Consider the following 16053-nt stretch of genomic DNA (forward strand, 5'->3'; position numbering starts at 1 on the left):
CGGGGTTGACCACAGGTGTTGCCGGACGCCCGGCCTTCCCTGCGCAATGGTTTTACGGCTTATGGCGCGCTCTCCCCGGGGAGCGATGCACTATTGCCCCCGTCGAATTCGGTCAAACAGAATTTTTGCTCTATTGCTCTTGACCTTCATGTTGTGTGTTTCGCCATCGAGCAACCCGCGATGCTGTCGAAGCGAATGCCGCGCCATCAGTCCTCATCTTGGGGTCCGCGAAGGACGGGCCTCTCGAAGAGGCCACAGGCGAAATCGTTCGGTTCCAGGTTCGACCGTTCATCGAAAAAGACTTGTTTCGTCCGGCGAGCTTCCGATAGTGGAAGCAACGGGCCAAGGAGTGCCCGGGAGAAGCAAGGCAGTGAGCAAATCGCCGTTCCGGCGGATGATCGATGCACCGGACTTCTGGCGATTGTGGTGGGTTGGGCTGATCATCGCCACCGTACGCTGGGTGGAAACCGTCGCGGTCGGGGTCGTCGTCTACCAGCGCACCGACTCGGCGTTTCTCGTCGCCATGATGACCATGCTCCCTGTGCTTCCGATGGGGCTGTTCGGCGTGTTTCTCGGCGCGCTCGCGGAGCGCGTGGACCGCCGCCGGATGCTGTTCGTCGTCGTGCTGCTGATGGCCGGCATCTCCGCCGTCCTCGCAATGCTGAACGCGGCCGGGTGGCTCGAGATCTGGCACCTCGCACTCGCCAGCTTCATCAACGGCTGCGGCTGGTGCACGGACAACCCGGTGCGACGCGTGATGATCGGCGACGCCGTCGGCCGCGAGAAGATGAGCCTCGCCATGTCGCTCGACGTCGGCGCCAACAATGCCAGTCGCATGATCGGTCCGGTGGTCGGCGGAATCCTGCTCGCCGGAGCGGGGCTCCAGGGCGTCCTGTTCCTAAGCACGCTGATGTACTGCGCCGCGCTGGCGATCGTCCTGACGATCCGCGCACGCGCCGCGCACGCCGCGGAGACGCGGCCGGTGCTGGCGCGCATCGCCGAGGGTCTCGTCTTTGCGCGCAGCGACAAACGAATTCGCGGCGTGCTGATCGTGACCGTGATCTACAACGTCTTTGCCTGGCCGTTCACCAGCATGATTCCGGTGATCGGGCGCGACCGCCTGCATTTGGGCCCGGAGGGCGTCGGCCTGCTGGCGACCATGGACGGGATCGGCGCTTTCGCAGGCGCTCTGGTGCTGGCGCTGTGGCTCACCCCGAAATGGTACGGCCGGGCCTTTGTCGGTGGCGTGCTCTGCTACATGCTCACAGTGGTGATTTTCGCACTGGCACAGAGCCCGGCGCTGGCTGGTGCAGCGCTGATCCTGACAGGATTGGGCGGCGCCGGCTTTGGAACGATGCAGGCCACGCTGGTCTATCTTGCTTCGCCGCCGGAAATGCGCTCGCGCATCCTCGGGGTCCTCACCGTCTGCATCGGCATCGGTCCGCTCGGCTTCCTCTGGCTGGGCTGGCTCGCCGACCACATCGGATCCCACAACGCGACAGCGCTCACCGGGGCGCTTGGCCTGCTGGCCATGGCGGGGACATGGCATTGGTGGAAAGAGATTTGATCGTTGCGGAGCCTAAGCCGGCACGATCACCTTGCCGATCGGCCAGAGCGCAATCCCGGCGAGCTTAAGATGCGCCCAGGCAAAGGGAATGCCGATGATCGTGATCGCGAGGGCCAGCGCCGTCAGGAGGTGGCCGAGCGCCAGCCACCAGCCGGCCAGCACGAACCAGATGATGTTGCCGATCACACCGAGCGGGCCCGTGCCGATATCGCTCAACCCGGTGACCTCATAGCGGCTGACCGCCCGCGAGCCGAACGGCAGCAGCGTGTAGACGGCGATGTTGAACGCCGCCCGCGCCCAGGGCAGGCCGATGATGGTGATGGCCATGATGATCGCAGCGATCAGCCAGCCGAGCGCCATCCAGGCGCCGCCGATGAGGATCCAGAGCAGATTGAGCAGGATGGAAACGGGAGCCATGGCATGATCCAGAAGTCGATGATCCCGCCTATATAGGCACGAAATCTGTCTCTGCTAAGACGGCCGGCCAGGCACAACCGGCTACCGCCCCTGAAACTTCGGTTCGCGCTTCTCCATGAAGGCCTTCATGCCTTCGGCCATGTCCTCAGTCTTGAACAGCGGCAGAAGCTGCAGATAGACGTGGTGGACGTGATCTGAGAAGTTCTCGTTCAGGCCCATTCGCATCATGCGCTTGGAGGCCTGGACCGCGAGCGGCGCGTTGGCGGCGATCTCGCGGGCGACGGCAGTTGCGCGGTTCATCAGCTCGGCGTCCGGCACGACCTCGTTGGCGAGGCCCCATTCCAGGCAATCGCGCGCGCTCAGCGTTCGGCCGGTGAAGATCAGTTCGGAGGCCTTGGCCCAGCCGAGCATGCGCGGCAACAGCCAGGTGCCGCCGGATTCCGGCACCACACCACGTTTGACGAAGGCGGCAGCGAGCTTCGAAGACTCCGCCATGATGCGGATGTCGCAGCCGAGCGCAGTGTCCATGCCATAGCCGGCCGCGCCGCCGTTGACGGCGCAGATGGTCGGCTTGTCCATCGCCTGGAGCACCGTCGGCGGCGTATTGCGGAGGTTGATCGTCGTCGGCGAGGATGCGGCGCTGAGGCCGTTGCCGTCGCGCTCCTTGCGCAGGTCAAGCCCAGCGCAGAACGCCCTGCCCTTGCCGGTGAGGATCACGACGCGGACGTTCCTGTCCTCGTTGGCCTCGGTCAAAAGGCGCGCGAGATCATTCAGCATGGGGCCGGAGATCGTGTTCATGCGCTCGGGCGCGTTCAGCGTGATGGTCGCGATGTGGTCGGCGACTGTGTAGAGGACTTCGTTCGCGGCGTCGGTCATAACGAATGTCTCCTCATTCTTTATCTCGTAGGGTGGGCAAAGGCGCGTTTGCGCCGTGCCCACGATCTGTCTCCGTAAGCGGGTTTGGTGGGCACGCTCCGCTTTGCCCACCCTACGGGTCGTCGTCGAGTTGTCAGATCTTTCGTCCCGCCTGCTCCCAATAGGGATCGCGCAGGCGGCGCTTGAAGATCTTTCCGGAATCTTCGCGCGGCAGGCCGCTGCGGATCTCGATGTGCTTGGGCACCTTGTAGTCGGCCAGATGCGCCTTCAGTGCGGCGCGGACATCGGACGCAGCAAGCGTGATTCCGGGTTGCGGCTCCACCACCGCCATCAGCGCCTCGCCGAATTCGGCATCGGGGATGCCGAACACCGCGCAATCGTGCACGCCGGGCACGGCATGCAAGACCGACTCGATCTCAGCCGGGTAGATGTTGACGCCGCCCGAGATCACCATGTCGCGCTTGCGGTCGCAGATGAAGACGTAGCCGTCTTCGTCGATATAGCCGACATCGCCGGAGGTGATGAAGCCGTCGCGGTCGATCTCGGCCCGCTTCTCCGGCTTGTTGTGGTAAGTGAAATCGGCCAGCTCGGCCATGCGAGAGTAGATCTCGCCGATCTCGCCGACGCCGAGCACGCTTCCGTCCTCGCCGAGGAAGCGCAGTTCGGCGCCGGGCGAAATCTTGCCGACGGTGCCGGGCTTCTTCAGCGCATCCTCCGATGTTGCGAAGGTGACGGCGCTGGATTCGGTCGAGCCGTAGAATTCATAGATCACCGGCCCCCACCATTCGATCATGGCGCGCTTGACGTCGGCCGGGCACGGTGCTGCGGCATGAATGATGTGGCGCAGCGAGGAGACATCGTATTTCTTGCGCACCGCCTCCGGCAGCTTCATCAGGCGGATGAACATGGTCGGCACCATGAAGATGGTGTCAATCCTGTAGCGTTCGATCAGAACGAGAAACTCCTCGGCCTCGAAGCGCGGCATCAGCACCAGCGCGCCGCCGAGCTTGCCGGCGCGGATGCCGAACGAGTTGGGCGCGGAATGATAGAGCGGGCCCGGCAGCAGCGCGCGGGCGCCGGGCTTGAGCCCATAGATCATCGCACGCATGCGCTCACCGGCCGCCTGCTGCTCCGGCGTCGGCGCATTGCGGCGGACGCCCTTGGGATGGCCAGTCGTGCCCGAGGTGTAGATCATGTTCATCGGCTGCGGCACGACCGGGCCGTCATAGGGCTGGAATTGTGCGAGCCAGGATTCGAAATCCATCGCGAAGTCAGGGGGCGCCAGATGGTCGGGGTCGATCTTGTAGTTGGAGACGATTTCCGGCGGCGTCGGCACGCTAAGCACGGTGACATCAGCGGGAATTGCATCGCGCAAGGCATGGAGCATGTCGGCATGTCCGATCAGCACGGACGTGCCGGTATCGCCGAGGATGTAGTTGATCTCCTCAGGCTTGAAGTGCCAGTTGATCGGCACGCCGTAGGCCCCGAGCCGCATTGCGGCATAGGCGGCTTCCAGGAAGGCGATGTCGTTGCGCATCAGCATGCAGACGCAATGGCCGGGTTTGACGCCGATTTTGGCAAGGCCGGAGGCGATGCGGTCGGCGCGGTCGGCGACTTCGGCATGGGAACGGCGGCGTTCGCCGGAGACGATGCCGAGGAAGTTGGACGTTTCGCTCATTGTTGTTTTTCTTTGTTGCCAGCGACGGTGGCAGTTGGTCGTCATCACCGGGCTTGTCCCGGTGATCCACATCCTTGCTTTGTCGCTTGCATCAAGAACGTGGATGGCCGGGACAAGCCTGGCCATGACGGAGACATAATCAATCCGCAAATTTTGGCGCGCGCTTCTCTAGGTTCGCCCTCACCGCCTCGGTCTGGTTCGTACTGCCGATCAGCTTCTGCTGCTCGACGGACTCGGCGAGCAGTGCCGGACCCGGATCGACAGAGAGATTGTTGAGCATCCGCTTTGCGGCGCGGATCGCGTCGGGGCTCTTGCCGGCGATCTCGCGTGCGACTTCGAGAGCGCTCGCGCGCGGATCGTCGCAGATGCGCGTGGCGAGGCCGTAAGCCATCGCCTCCTGTGCGGAGAAGATGCGCCCGGTATAGGTGAGATCGCGCAGGATGTCGTCGCGCACGAGCGAGGCCAGGATCGGCGTGCCCGCCATGTCGGGGACAAGGCCCCATTTGATCTCCATGATCGACATGCGCGCATCGGCTGAAAGGAAACGCATGTCGGCGCCGAGCGAAAGCTGGAAGCCGCCGCCGAAGGCGACGCCGTGCACGGCCGCGATCACCGGAACCGGAAGCTGGCGCCAGCCCCACACCGCCTGTTGCGGAAAGTTCGCCTGGCCATGGGTGCGCTTGGTGAGGTCGCGATTTTCGCCACCCGGAATTCCGTTGCCGCCCTTCTCCTTCATGGCGGCAAAACGCCCCATGTCGAGACCGGCGCAGAAGGCGCGGCCCTCGCCGGAGAGGACCACGGCACGCACGCTCTTGTCCTTGGAAAGCCGCTCGGTTGCCGCGACAAGCGCCTCGAACATAGCCTGATCCAGCGCATTCATCTTGTCCGCGCGCACCAGCCGCACATCGGCGACGCCTTCCGAGATCGAGATCGAGACGCGATCTTCCATGGATGAATTCTCCCCTGTTCTTGTTCAGTGCCGCTTTACAGGACGCCGGCGGCCGGATTTAGTCAATCGACCAATTAACTGACAATCCGTACGGGAGAAACAGCCATGTTCAAGGAAAATCTTCTGGCCGGACGGCGCATTCTCGTGACCGGCGGCGGCACTGGGCTCGGCAAGTCGATGGCGGCGCGCTTCCTCCAGCTCGGCGCCGAGGTGCACATCTGCGGCCGGCGCAAGATCGTCTGCGACGAGACCGCGACCGAATTGATGGCCGAGTATGGCGGCCGGGTCACCAGCCACGGCGTCGACATCCGCAACGCGCTCGCGGTCGAAGAGATGATCGAGACCATCTTCCGCGAAGGTCCCCTCACCGATCTCATCAACAATGCGGCCGGCAATTTCATCTCTCGCACCGAGGAGCTCTCGCCGCGCGGCTTCGATGCGGTTGCCAACATCGTCATGCACGGCACGTTTTACGTGACCCATGCGGTCGGCAAGCGCTGGATTTCGGCAAAGCAGCCCGGCAACGTCGTCTCGATCACCACGACCTGGGTGCGCAACGGCTCGCCCTACGTGGTGCCTTCGGCGATGAGCAAGTCGGCGATCCATGCCATGACGATGTCGCTCGCGACCGAATGGGGCCGGCACGGCATCCGCCTCAACACCATCGCCCCGGGCGAAATCCCGACCGAAGGCATGAGCAAGCGCATCAAGCCGGGCGACGAGGCCGGCGCGCGCACCAAGGCGATGAACCCGATGGGCCGCGTCGGCACCATGGAGGAACTGCAGAACGTCGCCGTGTTCCTGATTTCCGGCGGCTGCGACTGGATCAACGGCGAGACCATCGCCATGGACGGCGCGCAGGCGCTGGCGATGGGCGGCAATTTCTACCAGCTCCGCGACTGGAGCGACGACGACTGGAAAGCCGCGCGCGAAAGCATCATGGCGCAGAACGAGAAGGACCGCGCGAAGCGGGGTTGATCACTCTGCAAAAAGAGACTTGAAGACATCGCTCCGCACGCCGCCGTCGTCCCGGCGAAGGCCGGGACCCATACGCACCGAAAGTGATTTGGCGAAGATCGGCCATAACCAGTCTTCGTCAAATTGCGTTGAGTGGTTATGGGTCCGGCCTGCGCCGGGACGACGGTGTTGAGAGAGCTGCGCGTTTCCCGCCCCCATCTTGTCTTCACCCGCGATTGACTTCACACTCCGCGGCATAAAAGAAAGATGTACGGGAGAGACATGTCCACACAGCCACTGGCGAATCTCGCCGACATGGTGCGCGAGCGCGCGAAGAGCCGCGGCGATGCCGTGGCCTACGAGTTCGAGGGCCGCCTCACCAGCTTTGCCGAATTCGACGTCAAGACCAACAAGGTCGCCAACGCCTTGATCGCGATGGGCGTGAAGAAGGGCGACCGCATCGCCTATCTCGGCAAGAACAGCGATCTCTATTTCGAGCTGTTGATGGGCGCGATGAAGGCCGGCGTGGTGATGGCGCCGGTGAACTGGCGGCTCGCAGGGCCGGAGGTCGCCTTCATCGTCGAGGATTGCAAGGCGCCGGTGCTGTTCGTCGGGCCGGAGTTCATTGCTCTCGTCCGCCAGATCAAGGACAAGCTACCCGGCGTACGCACCGTCATCACCACCGAGGGCGGCGCGCCGGAATGGCAGGATTTTGCGGCTTGGCGCGATGCGCAGAGCGGTGATGATCCGAAGGTGCCGATCGACACCAGGGATATCGCGATCCAGCTCTATACGTCAGGCACGACGGGCAAGCCGAAGGGCGCGATGCTGAGCCACGCGAACTTCCTCAATCTGGTGCAGACGGGCAATGCCGAGGACAAGCCGGAGTGGAACAGGTGGTCGACCGACGACGTCTCGCTGGTGGCGATGCCGGTCTTCCATATCGGCGGCTCCGGCTGGGGCGTGATGGGGCTCTATCACGGCGCCCGCGGCGTCATCGCGCGCGAATTCGACCCAACCAAGGTGCTGGACTTCTTCGAGCAGTCGGGCATCACCAAGCTCTTCATGGTGCCGGCCGCGATGCAGTTCGTGGTGCGGCAGCCACGCGCGAGATCGGTGGATTTCTCGCGGCTCAAATACATGCTCTACGGCGCCTCGCCGATACCGGCGGCCCTGCTGAAGGAATGCATCGAGGTCTTCAAATGCGGCTTCGTGCAGATGTACGGCATGACTGAGACGACCGGAACGATCGTCGCGCTGCCGCCGGAGGACCATGTCGAGGGGCTGGAGCGGATGCGGTCGGCCGGCAAGGCGCTGCCGGGCGTCGAGATCGCGATCCTCGACGTCGACGGCAAGCCGCTGCCGCCGCGGCAGGTTGGCGAGATTGCGACGCGGTCGGGCTCCAACATGGCGGGCTACTGGAACCTGCCGGAGGCGACTACCGCGACGCTGCGCAGCGACGGCTGGCTGCGCACCGGTGACGCCGGCTACATGGACGAGGACGGCTATCTCTACATCCATGACCGCATCAAGGACATGATCATCTCCGGGGGCGAGAACATCTATCCGGCCGAGGTCGAGAGCGCGCTGTGCGACCATCCCGATGTCGCGGAAGCCGCCGTGATCGGCGTGCCCGACGACAAATGGGGCGAAGCGGTGAAGGCCGTCGTGGTCATGAAGCCGGGCAAAGAGGCGAGCGCCACCGACATCATCAACTTCACGCGCGAGCGCATCGCCGGCTACAAGACGCCGAAGAGCGTGGAGTTCTTGCCGCAATTGCCGCGGAATCCGAGCGGCAAGATTCTGCGAAGGCAGTTGCGCGAGCCGTATTGGGCGGGGAAGGATCGACGGGTGAATTAGAAGGCGGTGCCGTAGGGTGGGTTAGCCGCAGGCGTAACCCACCACTTCACTTTTCACTCGAATAGAAGTTGGTGGGTTACGCTTCGCTAACCCACCCTACGAAGCCGGCGCATGCCTCAATGCTTCCCCGGCCCCATGTACCCGAACAAGAACCCCGCCACCTTGCGCATCTGGATCTCCTCGCTGCCTTCCGTGATGCGATACCTCCGGTGATGGCGGTAGATGTGCTCGAACGGCTTGTGGCGTGAATAGCCCATGCCGCCGTGGACCTGCATGGCGCGGTCGGCGGATTCGCAGCACAGGCGGTTTGCCCAATAGTTGCACATCGAGACGCGGTCGGAGAGCGTGCGCTCGATTTGCTCCTCGGTGAGCTGGTCCATCTCCCAGGCGGTCTTGCGGATCAGAAGGCGCAGCATCGCGGCCTGTGTCGCCAGCTCCACCAGCGGGAACTGGATCGCCTGATTTTCAGCGAGTGCCCTGCCGAACGGTTTTCGCTCGCGCGCGTATTTCACACTCTCATTGATGCAGTAGACCGCGGCGCCTAGCGAGCTTGCGGCCTGGCGGATACGGTTCTGGTGCACGAAGCATTGCGCCAGCGACAGGCCGCGGCCGACCTCGCCGAACTGCGCATCCTCCGGCACGAACACGTCGGTGAAGCTGACCCGGGGATGGTCGGTCGGCATGTTGAAGGTCCACATGTACTCCTCGACCTTCACGCCGTGGCTCTTGGCCGGAACCAGGAAGCAGGTGATCCCGCGGGCATCGCCGTCATTGCCGGCAGTGCGCGCGAACAGCGCGCAATGCGTGGCGACGTGCATGCCGGTCGTCCACATCTTCTCGCCGTTGATGATCCAGCCCTTGACGTTGTCGCGGGTCGCCGGGACCGCGCGCGTCTCCATGTGGGTCGCGTCCGAGCCGTGATGCGGCTCGGTGAGGCCGAAGGTGATGCGATACTTGCCCTTGATCGAGCCATCGATCATCGCCTTCTGGTCGTCGCGGCCGTAGCGGTCGAGCATGGTGACGACGGGGAAATTGCCGACGATGGAGTGCTCGTTCTGGAGGTCGTTGTGCAGGCCGAGACCCTTGGCGGCAAAATGCTCGCGGATCACCGCCATCCACAGGTTGGAGCCGTCCTTGCCGCCATATTGCCTCGGCACCGGGAAGCGAAGGTGCCCGGCGGCATCGGCGAGATCCTTCGCCTTGCGCAGAAGCGCTTCCCATTCGTGCCGCGGCAGGCCGCCATTCTCGAAATCGGTGCGCGCCCATTCACGGCGATGATCGAAGAAACGGATGTTGTCGTCGGCCTCTTCCAGCGGCTTGATCTCGCGTTCGATGAAACGGTCGAGCTCTCCGAGATAGGTGACGAGATCGGCAGGCAGCGAGAAATCCAAGGGTTCTCTCCCGAATGATTTTATCGTTTTGCGTTAAGGCGCTAGGCGCGTTTTGCTTCGCTTGATTAAGCGGAGAAGACCCTACGCAAGTCAAGCGAGGCGGACGTGTCGGACGCGCAAAAGCGTCCGCGCAATTCGATGGTGTTGCCGCGCTGACGCGCGTTAGTATGCCGCCAATATTCCTTCACGAGAAAATGCGGGAGCGCGCGATGGAGCTGAAGTTTTCGAAGGTGGAACGCAAGGGGCCGATCACGATCGTCACGCTGTCGCGGCCCGAGGTCTACAACGCGCTGCACACCGACGCGCATTTCGAGCTCCAGAAAGTGTTCGACGATTTCTCCGGAGATCCCGAGCAGTGGATTGCGATCGTTACCGGCGCCGGCGACAAGGCGTTCTGCGCCGGCAACGATCTGAAGTGGCAGGCGGCAGGCGGCAAGCGCGGCTGGGACAAGGGCGGCTTTGCCGGCCTCACCTCGCGCTTCGACTGCGACAAGCCAATCATCGCCGCGGTGAATGGCGTTGCCATGGGCGGCGGTTTCGAGATCGCGCTGGCGTGCGACCTCATCGTCGCCTCGGAGAATGCGACCTTCGCCCTGCCCGAGCCGCGCGTGGGCCTCGCTGCACTCGCCGGCGGCCTGCACCGGCTTCCGCGCCAGATCGGCCTGAAGCGCGCGATGGGCATGATCCTCACCGCGCGTCATGTCAGCGCCAAGGAAGGCCAGGAACTCGGCTTCGTCAATGAGGTGGTGCCGCAGGGCGAAGCGCTGTCGGCCGCGCTGCGCTGGGCGGAGATGATCACCAAGAACTCGCCGATGTCGATCCGGGCCTCGAAACAGGCGATCCAGAAGGGGCTCGGCGTGTCGCTGGAGCAGGCGATCGAGGAGCAGCGGGACTATCCGGCGGTGAAGGCGATGGTGGCTTCGCAGGATTACATCGAGGGGCCGAAGGCGTTCTCGGAGAAGCGGCCGCCGAAATGGGTGGGGAAGTAGGGCTCTAGTCATTCCGGGGCGCGCCGACAGGCGCGAGCCCGGAATTCATCGAGCGTCAGAGACGGTGGATGAATTGATTCCGGGCTCGTCCTTCGCGACGCCCCGGAATGACGGGGAGAGACCTACCCGCCTCGCCCCAGCTCCCGCTTGTACGAAGCATAATTCGGCTGATCGACGGCCAGCTTGTCCATCGTGGTTGCCCACAGATGCTCGGCGAGGCCGGGCGTTGCGAGATCCACCTCTCCTTTGGCGATGCGATCGGCGAGCACGCGGTTGAGCTCTGTCACCGAGCCGTCCGTGCCGAGCAGCACGCGCAGGCGCTCCACCTCCCTCGCATCGCTCCCCTGCTCCTGCGTCAATTGCCGCGTCACGAGATCGAGGATGTTGATGGCGACGCGCAGCTTGAAGGCCTGGTGGCCGGAGATCAACGGCGTGATGTCGCTGCGGAGGAAATCGGCGACCGCCTTGGTCAGCTCGATCGGGGTCGGTTCGTCCTGCATGGTCAGCTCCCGCGCGGCGCCAAGAGGCGCAGCAGATCGATCTCGGTCTCGGAGGCGCGGCGGCCGATCATGGCGCGCTCCATGGAATGGTCCGGCCCCTCGCGAAAGCGCTGCATCATGCCCCCGCACATGATGCCCCAACGCAGCGTTCCCATCACCTCCCAGAATTTCACGCGCGCAGGATCGACCTTGCGGCCTGCCGCCTCATAGCCCGCGAACAAATCCTCGCGCGTGCCAAAACCGCCGACCGGCTTGTCGATCTCGCCGAAGCGCCAGGAATTGACGCAGACCCAGCCGAGATCCTCCATGGGATCGCCGAGATGGGCGAGCTCCCAGTCGAGCACGGCGCGGACGCCGTCGGCACCGATGATGAGATTGCCGTTGCGGAAATCACCGTGCACCAGCGTCGTCTCGGCCGAAGGGCCCGGATCTTGATCGCGCAGCCAGCGCAGCGCCAGCTCGAACACGGGCTTGGGCCAGTTCAGGCTGCGATAGTCGCGCTCGAACTCGGCGATCTCCTGCGTCGCGCCCCTCTTGCGCAGCTCGGGCAATTGATCCTGCGGCAACCGGTGCAACCCGGCGAGCACGCCGCCGATCTGGCGCGCGAGCATTGGCCGCGCCTTTGCGTATTCCTCATCGCGCAAGATCTTGCGCGCGATGGTCTCGCCCTCGACCCGCTGCATGATGAAGCCGGTGCCGAGGTCGTCCTCCCGCGTCAGCACATGCATGACGCGCGGCGACGGCAGGCCGGCCTCAAACGCGAGCTGCATCAGCTGCGCTTCGGCGGCAAGACCCGCCGCGCGCGTCGGCGCAGCACCGTAGCCCTTCGGCGAGCGGCGCAGGATCGCGCCGATCGGCCCATCGGGATGCACGATGTCGAAGCGCCAGGTTTCCTGGCTGGCGCCGCCGGACAGTTTTGCGGCACCTGTGACGCCGGTCGCGCCCGGATACCAGCGCGCGACGCTGCGCGAGAGCTCCGCCTCGATCATTTGCCTTTGAACTGCGCGGGCCGCTTCTCCAGGAAGGCGCCGACGCCCTCGCGAAAATCCTGGGTGTCGCCGGCGCGAAGCTGGCACTGGAATTCGAGATTGAGCTGATCCTCGAAGGAGTTTTCCGGACTGTCCCAATAGAGCTTGCGGATCAGCGACAGAGCGACCGTGGGGCCGCTGGCGAGCTCGCGCGCGAGCTTCATCGCCTCCTCCATCAGCACGCCGTCATCATAGACGCGGTTGACGAGGCCCCATTCCAGCGCCTTCTCGGCCGGCAGCCGCTCGCCCATCAGCGACAATTCGATCGAGCGGGCCCGGCCGACGAGGCGCGGCAGGAGCCAGGTCGAGCCGCAATCCGGCACGAGGCCGATGCGGCGGAACGCTTGAAGAAAGTAGGAGGATCGCGCGCATAAGATCATGTCGCCGAGCAGCGCGAAGCTCATGCCGGCACCGGCCGCCGGGCCGTTGACCGCGGTCACGATCGGGCAATGCAGATTGCGGATGCGGCGCAGGAAGGGATGGAAGCCGGTCTCCAACGTCAGGCCGGCCTTGGTCTTCTTCGACTGGTTGTTGCGGCCCTGAAGATTGGCGCCGGTGCAGAACGCCCGCCCCGCGCCGGTCAAGACGACGCAGCGCACCTCGTCCTTCTTCTCCTCGATCGCATCGAGTGCTTCGGCGAGGCCCCCCAGCATGTCCACGGAGACCGCGTTCATCACCTCCTGATGGTCGAGCCTGAGGATCGCGACCGAACCATCGAGATCGAGCGTGACGTGTTTGAACTGCATGGTTTCCTCGTCAGTTGCCGGCCTGCGACAGTTTCGCAGACCGGAATTTGTTTTGCCGGGGCGCATATTTGATTTTTGGCGCGGTCTTGTCCATGGTGATCAGAGCATAGCAAGCAATCTTGCGCGCAGCGGCTGATGCGCCGCATGCCAGGATCACTTGCCAAGAAACTTGCCAAGAACTGACCAAGAAACTTGCCAAGAACGGGAAACGCGCCATGAACCTTTTCGACCTTTCCGGCCGCGCCGCCGTGATCACCGGCGGCAATGGCGGCATCGGGCTCGGCATCGCGCAAGCGCTTGCCGCCCAGGGCTGCAACGTCTCGATCTGGGGCCGCAATGCGGACAAGAACAAGGCTGCTGCCGCAAGCCTGGCCGGCCTGGCCGGCAAGGTCGAGACCCGCATCTGCGACGTCACCGATCCAGCCTCGGTCAATGCCGCCATGAAGGCGACGCTCGATTCCTTCGGCCGGGTCGACGGCTGCTTCGCCAACGCCGGCATCGGCGGCGGTGGAAGGCGGTCCTTCATCGAGCGCACCGAGGAGGAATGGCGCACGATGTTCGCCACCAATCTCGACGGTGTTTTCCACGCGTTCCAGGCGGCCGCGAAGCACATGACCGAGCGCGCCAATGCCGGCGATCCCTTCGGCCGGCTGGTTGCGACCTCGAGCCTCGCCTCGATCTTCGGCACCGCGCGCAACGAGCATTATGCCGCAACCAAGGCCGCCATCAACGCGCTGGTGCGCGCGCTCGGCGTCGAGCTGGCGCGCCACGGCGTCACCGCGAACGCGATCCTGCCCGGCTGGATCAAGAGCGACATGACCGCAGGCATCATGGCCAACGACAAGTTCGTCGCCAACGTGATGCCGCGCATCCCGGTGCGGCGCTTCGGCGAAGCCTCCGATTTCGGCGGCATTGCCGTCTATCTGATGAGCAAGGCGTCGTCGTATCATACGGCCGATACGTTCGTGATCGACGGCGGCTATACGGCATTCTGATCTTTCCAGTAGACCCGGATGGAGCGCAGCGCGATCCGGGACGGCCAAGAGCAAACAGACCTGGATTGCGCGACGCTCCATCCGGGCGATAAACTCTGAGGGAATGGGCAAATGTTCTCACATGTCATGATCGGCACCAACGACCTCGACAAGGCCAAAGGGTTCTACGACAAGCTGCTCGGCACGCTCGAGGTGCGACCGGCGATGGTTGATGGGCATCGCATTTTCTACATGACCAAAACCGGCGTGTTCTCGGTGTCGAAGCCGATCAACGGCGAGCCGGCCACCTGCGCGAATGGTGCCACGATCGGCTTTGCCTGCAACTCGCCGGAGCAGGTCGACGCCTGGCACGCGGCCGGCCTCGCGGCGGGCGCGAAATCGATCGAGGATCCGCCGGGCGTCCGCCAAGGCCCGGGCGGCAAGCTGTATCTGGCCTATTTGCGCGATCTCGACGGCAACAAGATTTGCGCGATGCATCGGCTGGCGAGCTGACGTAGACGTACCCACAGCTGTCATTCCCCGAAAGCGGGGAATCCAGTACGCCGCGGCTTCTCGATTCGATCCTCGCTGTCTCTGGAATACTGGATCGCCCGGTCTTCGCCGGGCGATGACAGCGGAGAATGAGGCGCGGCCGACGCCTCTTTGCCCCGCCCCATTCAAACAACATTTCAAACGCGCTCGCGAATTCCATCGCATGGCATGCTTGCGCGTGAAAATGCGCGCTCGCACTTTGGCGGCGCTGCGACTATTCTTGCGCCCAGCAATCTCAGCGATCCCCGGGAGGAACAATGACAAAACACACCTACATTCCCCGCACCACCAACTACACCCTCAATCCCGGCGACGAGCTCAACGACCTCCGCATGTCGGACCAGGTCCGGCCGCTCTATGATCACGTCAAGAAGTTCATCCGCGACACCGTCGAGCCGATGTCGATCGAGTTCGCCAAGGCCGGCGAAGGCAAGGAAGATCGCTGGAGCTTCACGCCGAAGCAACTCGAGGTGCTCGAGGTCGCCAAAAACAAGGCCAAGAAGGAAGGCCTCTGGAACTTCTTCCTGCCCGACGACGAGACCGGCCAGGGCCTGAAGAATCTCGACTACGCCTATATCGCCTCCGAGCTCGGTAAGAGCCCGCTGGCCTCGGAGAGCATGAACTGCTCGGCGCCCGACACCGGCAACATGGAGGTTCTGGAGCGCGTCGGCACCAAGGAGCAGAAAGAGAAGTGGCTGAAGCCGCTGCTCAACGGCGAGATCCGCTCGGCCTATGTCATGACCGAGCCGAACGTCGCCTCCTCCGACGCCAAGAACATCTCGACGACCGCCAAGCTGGTCGGCGACGAATGGGTCATCAACGGCGAGAAGTATTACATCTCCGGTGTCGGCGATCCCCGCTGCAAGATCCTCATCGTCATGGTGAAGACCAATCCGGATGCGGCGCCGAGCAAGCAGCAGTCGCAGATCCTGGTGCCGCGCGATACTGCGGGCGTCGAGGTGCTCGGTCCGATGTACGTGTTCGGCCAGGACCACGCCCCGCGCGGCCACATGCACATGCGCTTCAACAATGTCCGCGTTCCGAAGGAGAACATGCTGCTCGACGAAGGCCGCGGCTTCGAGATCTCACAGCTCCGCCTTGGGCCGGGACGCATCCATCACTGCATGCGCACCATCGGCAAGGCCGAGAAGGCGCTCGATCTGATGGTGCAGCGTGGGCTCACCCGAGAGGCCTTCGGCAAGAAGATTGCCCATCTCGGCGGCAACATGCAGATCATCGCGCAGGCGCGCTGCGAGATCGAGGCGATGCGGCTGATGGTGCTCAAGGCCGCCAAGGCGATGGACGTGCTCGGCAACAAGGAGGCCCGCGTCTGGGTGTCCATGGTCAAGGCCATGGTGCCCGAGCGTGCGTGCAAGATCATCGACCAGGCGATCCAGATGCACGGCGCCACCGGCATCTCGCACTGGACCCCGCTCGCCGAGATGTATCAGGACGTCCGTCATCTCCGCTTCGCCGACGGTCCGGATGAGGTGCACTGGATGGTGGTCGGGCGACATGAACTGAGCATGGCGTGATCGACGAGATGTCGTAGGGCGGATTGGCAAAGTG

Annotated in this window: 16 protein-coding genes; 7 read left to right on the plus strand and 9 right to left on the minus strand. The window is 64.0% G+C overall.

Annotation, left to right across the window (positions count from 1 at the left end):
* The first annotated feature begins 370 nt into the window (after positions 1-370).
* Complete coding sequence (locus SE91_RS21060) at positions 371-1567, plus strand: MFS transporter (protein WP_197489490.1); 1197 nt, start codon at positions 371-373, stop codon at positions 1565-1567.
* 12 nt (positions 1568-1579) lie between these two features.
* Here SE91_RS21060 and SE91_RS21065 read toward each other — a convergent pair whose 3' ends face one another.
* The 4 genes from SE91_RS21065 to SE91_RS21080 all read right to left on the minus strand — a co-directional run bounded on the left by SE91_RS21065 (position 1580) and on the right by SE91_RS21080 (position 5487).
* Positions 1580-1984: a YccF domain-containing protein gene (locus tag SE91_RS21065; protein WP_061848962.1), complete on the minus strand. Its 405-nt coding sequence runs from the start codon at positions 1982-1984 to the stop codon at positions 1580-1582.
* Positions 1985-2065: 81 nt separating this feature from the next.
* On the minus strand, positions 2066-2860 hold the full coding sequence (locus SE91_RS21070; RefSeq protein ID WP_061848963.1) for an enoyl-CoA hydratase/isomerase family protein: 795 nt from the start codon (positions 2858-2860) through the stop codon (positions 2066-2068).
* A gap of 133 nt (positions 2861-2993) precedes the next feature.
* Positions 2994-4538: an acyl-CoA synthetase gene (locus tag SE91_RS21075; RefSeq protein WP_061848964.1), complete on the minus strand. Its 1545-nt coding sequence runs from the start codon at positions 4536-4538 to the stop codon at positions 2994-2996.
* A 139-nt stretch (positions 4539-4677) separates the two neighbouring features.
* A complete protein-coding gene (locus SE91_RS21080) occupies positions 4678-5487 on the minus strand; it encodes a crotonase/enoyl-CoA hydratase family protein (protein ID WP_061848965.1) in 810 nt (269 codons plus the stop codon).
* Positions 5488-5592: 105 nt separating this feature from the next.
* Between SE91_RS21080 and SE91_RS21085 the strand changes: the two genes are divergently transcribed.
* A complete protein-coding gene (locus SE91_RS21085) occupies positions 5593-6465 on the plus strand; it encodes an SDR family oxidoreductase (RefSeq protein WP_061848966.1) in 873 nt (290 codons plus the stop codon).
* A gap of 261 nt (positions 6466-6726) precedes the next feature.
* On the plus strand, positions 6727-8304 hold the full coding sequence (locus tag SE91_RS21090) for a fatty acid--CoA ligase (protein WP_060735491.1): 1578 nt from the start codon (positions 6727-6729) through the stop codon (positions 8302-8304).
* A gap of 116 nt (positions 8305-8420) precedes the next feature.
* Here SE91_RS21090 and SE91_RS21095 read toward each other — a convergent pair whose 3' ends face one another.
* Positions 8421-9695, minus strand: coding sequence for an acyl-CoA dehydrogenase family protein (locus SE91_RS21095; RefSeq protein ID WP_061848967.1), 1275 nt, complete (start codon positions 9693-9695; stop codon positions 8421-8423).
* Between the two features lie 209 nt (positions 9696-9904).
* Between SE91_RS21095 and SE91_RS21100 the strand changes: the two genes are divergently transcribed.
* On the plus strand, positions 9905-10684 hold the full coding sequence (locus SE91_RS21100; RefSeq protein ID WP_061848968.1) for an enoyl-CoA hydratase-related protein: 780 nt from the start codon (positions 9905-9907) through the stop codon (positions 10682-10684).
* Positions 10685-10806: 122 nt separating this feature from the next.
* Here SE91_RS21100 and SE91_RS21105 read toward each other — a convergent pair whose 3' ends face one another.
* The 4 genes from SE91_RS21105 to SE91_RS36415 are packed head-to-tail and all read right to left on the minus strand — an operon-like array spanning position 10807 to position 13175.
* Complete coding sequence (locus SE91_RS21105; RefSeq protein ID WP_060735490.1) at positions 10807-11184, minus strand: DUF6285 domain-containing protein; 378 nt, start codon at positions 11182-11184, stop codon at positions 10807-10809.
* A 2-nt stretch (positions 11185-11186) separates the two neighbouring features.
* On the minus strand, positions 11187-12173 hold the full coding sequence (locus SE91_RS21110; protein ID WP_060735489.1) for a phosphotransferase family protein: 987 nt from the start codon (positions 12171-12173) through the stop codon (positions 11187-11189).
* Entirely contained in the window at positions 12170-12958 is a 789-nt protein-coding gene (locus SE91_RS21115) for an enoyl-CoA hydratase/isomerase (protein ID WP_060735488.1), read from the minus strand. The genes SE91_RS21110 and SE91_RS21115 overlap by 4 nt, the downstream gene beginning before the upstream one ends.
* Before the next feature lie 10 nt (positions 12959-12968).
* Positions 12969-13175 (minus strand): hypothetical protein, encoded by a 207-nt coding sequence (locus SE91_RS36415; protein WP_144441287.1) that lies wholly within the window; start codon positions 13173-13175, stop codon positions 12969-12971.
* Between SE91_RS36415 and SE91_RS21120 the strand changes: the two genes are divergently transcribed.
* The 3 genes from SE91_RS21120 to SE91_RS21130 all read left to right on the plus strand — a co-directional run bounded on the left by SE91_RS21120 (position 13174) and on the right by SE91_RS21130 (position 16019).
* Complete coding sequence (locus SE91_RS21120) at positions 13174-13953, plus strand: SDR family NAD(P)-dependent oxidoreductase (RefSeq protein ID WP_008550082.1); 780 nt, start codon at positions 13174-13176, stop codon at positions 13951-13953. The genes SE91_RS36415 and SE91_RS21120 overlap by 2 nt on opposite strands.
* A gap of 111 nt (positions 13954-14064) precedes the next feature.
* Positions 14065-14445 carry a VOC family protein gene (locus SE91_RS21125; protein ID WP_061848969.1) on the plus strand — a complete coding sequence of 127 codons (381 nt, stop codon included), beginning with the start codon at positions 14065-14067 and terminating at the stop codon, positions 14443-14445.
* A 296-nt stretch (positions 14446-14741) separates the two neighbouring features.
* Positions 14742-16019, plus strand: coding sequence for an acyl-CoA dehydrogenase family protein (locus tag SE91_RS21130; RefSeq protein WP_061848970.1), 1278 nt, complete (start codon positions 14742-14744; stop codon positions 16017-16019).
* The last annotated feature ends 34 nt before the right edge of the window (positions 16020-16053 follow it).

This window comes from Bradyrhizobium sp. DOA1, assembly GCF_001593325.1.
GTDB lineage: Bacteria > Pseudomonadota > Alphaproteobacteria > Rhizobiales > Xanthobacteraceae > Bradyrhizobium.

Excerpts from the sequence above, each read along its gene's own strand:
- SE91_RS21120 (WP_008550082.1), top strand. The coding sequence starts at position 13,174 with ATGAACCTTTTCGACCTTTCCGGCCGCGCCGCCGTGATCACCGGCGGC.
- SE91_RS21075 (WP_061848964.1), bottom strand. The coding sequence starts at position 4,538 with ATGAGCGAAACGTCCAACTTCCTCGGCATCGTCTCCGGCGAACGCCGC.
- SE91_RS21090 (WP_060735491.1), top strand. The coding sequence starts at position 6,727 with ATGTCCACACAGCCACTGGCGAATCTCGCCGACATGGTGCGCGAGCGC.
- SE91_RS21100 (WP_061848968.1), top strand. The coding sequence starts at position 9,905 with ATGGAGCTGAAGTTTTCGAAGGTGGAACGCAAGGGGCCGATCACGATC.
- SE91_RS21115 (WP_060735488.1), bottom strand. The coding sequence starts at position 12,958 with ATGCAGTTCAAACACGTCACGCTCGATCTCGATGGTTCGGTCGCGATC.
- SE91_RS21085 (WP_061848966.1), top strand. The coding sequence starts at position 5,593 with ATGTTCAAGGAAAATCTTCTGGCCGGACGGCGCATTCTCGTGACCGGC.
- SE91_RS21065 (WP_061848962.1), bottom strand. The coding sequence starts at position 1,984 with ATGGCTCCCGTTTCCATCCTGCTCAATCTGCTCTGGATCCTCATCGGC.
- SE91_RS21105 (WP_060735490.1), bottom strand. The coding sequence starts at position 11,184 with ATGCAGGACGAACCGACCCCGATCGAGCTGACCAAGGCGGTCGCCGAT.
- SE91_RS36415 (WP_144441287.1), bottom strand. The coding sequence starts at position 13,175 with ATGGCGCGTTTCCCGTTCTTGGCAAGTTTCTTGGTCAGTTCTTGGCAA.
- SE91_RS21070 (WP_061848963.1), bottom strand. The coding sequence starts at position 2,860 with ATGACCGACGCCGCGAACGAAGTCCTCTACACAGTCGCCGACCACATC.
- SE91_RS21130 (WP_061848970.1), top strand. The coding sequence starts at position 14,742 with ATGACAAAACACACCTACATTCCCCGCACCACCAACTACACCCTCAAT.
- SE91_RS21125 (WP_061848969.1), top strand. The coding sequence starts at position 14,065 with ATGTTCTCACATGTCATGATCGGCACCAACGACCTCGACAAGGCCAAA.
- SE91_RS21080 (WP_061848965.1), bottom strand. The coding sequence starts at position 5,487 with ATGGAAGATCGCGTCTCGATCTCGATCTCGGAAGGCGTCGCCGATGTG.
- SE91_RS21110 (WP_060735489.1), bottom strand. The coding sequence starts at position 12,173 with ATGATCGAGGCGGAGCTCTCGCGCAGCGTCGCGCGCTGGTATCCGGGC.